Origin of the sequence: Rhodanobacter sp. T12-5 (genome assembly GCF_008329435.1) — a bacterium.
In the GTDB taxonomy this organism is placed as follows: Bacteria; Pseudomonadota; Gammaproteobacteria; order Xanthomonadales; family Rhodanobacteraceae; genus Rhodanobacter.
In genome coordinates, this window is record NZ_NPKN01000018.1 from 1 (window position 1) to 1,350 (window position 1,350).

Sequence of the window (1,350 nt, forward strand, 5' to 3'; positions counted from 1 at the left end):
TCTGAGGTTTCCCCACGTTTTTCATGTCGGAACCCCCAGCTGATCCAGTAGCTGTGGACTGGGGTGTCGCAGCTGACTGATCAGCTCGCTCAAGCGCGTGCTCGACCATCGTCGCACAAGTGCTTCGCGACCAAGCCGCATGACCGAGTAGAGGCGTCGTCTCGATCGGAACGGCGTGAGCCAAGCGTCGATACCGCAGCGCTCGCACGCCATGCCCACGAGCCACGTGGCAAACGCGGCCATCGTGCTGAGTAGCAACAGCACCTCGATACGCGCCCCCTTGCGGGTGAGGCTGTCCTCGAACCCCTGTCCGTAGCGGTGGGATTTCAGATCACGGAACGACAACTCGATCTGCATGCGACGTCCATACAGCGTGATCAGCTGGCGCGCACTGAGCGCCAGCGAGGGCGATGCCACCAGCAACCACGGTTCGCTCTCCCGTTGTGCGTTCTTTCGACTGTTGGAGTTGCGCGCTGGCACGCCTTGCCGATTGCGATGCTTGCGACCTTTGGCGGGTTTCGCGTGCAACACCACACGCGCCGTCAGGGGATTGCTGCGCGCTATATCCATCGATCCGAAATCGCGCGGATCACGCGTAGCCAGGGCATACATGGCTTTGCATGTCACCCACTGCCCGGGCTCATCGGCCACCTCAACGGGTTTGAGATACGTCCTGTTGCGCAACCGTCCCAGCCACTGCCAGCCCATCGCCTCGACGGCTTGAAACCATGGCCCTCGGAAGCCGGCATCGGTCACCAGAATCGGCCGCACGTCAGCCGGCAGCACGTGTGCCAAGCGCTTCAGAAACAGCTTTTCAGCCTTCGGTGAGCCTTGCTTTCCGCCGGGAAACACCATGTCCAGGATAGGCAGCGAGCGGCCACCCACAGGAATCGCCGCACGCAGCAGATGCCAGCTCCGATCGGACTTCAGATCCGACCAATCGATGAGGATGACGGGTTGTTTGCTACGCACCAGCCAACGGGTCATGGCCTGGTAAATGTGTTCGCGCTCGACGTGTAGATGGCAGTTGCCCAAGAGCCGATCCAGTGCCTTGAGTGGCGCGCGGACGCGCTCCGCGCCGGGCCATGAACGTGCCAGATCGATCAGCGTCAGGCGGCTGCCGTGAATCATCGCCTCAACGGCACGCAGCAACACACGACTGCGCAGCGCATGCATCGAACCGAGTGCATCGTCCAGACACTTTTGCAATACTTTGGTGGCGCGCATGGTGTGGTCTCCTCTGGCTTCGTAACCCGTGAGGAATGACCGCATCATGCGCGCACTGTTCCTTCAGTCTTCACGCAAGGTGTTGATTGAACGAGGGGATTCGTGGGGAAACCTCAGGGTCAG

At 61.2% G+C, this 1,350-nt stretch carries 1 protein-coding gene; it reads right to left on the minus strand.

The genetic code is table 11. The features are described 5' to 3' along the window. Nucleotides 1-21: 21 nt before the first annotated feature. Nucleotides 22-1,227 carry an IS4 family transposase gene (locus tag CIW53_RS17580; protein WP_149366014.1) on the minus strand — a complete coding sequence of 402 codons (1,206 nt, stop codon included), beginning with the start codon at nt 1,225-1,227 and terminating at the stop codon, nt 22-24. Between the last annotated feature and the right edge of the window lie 123 nt (nt 1,228-1,350).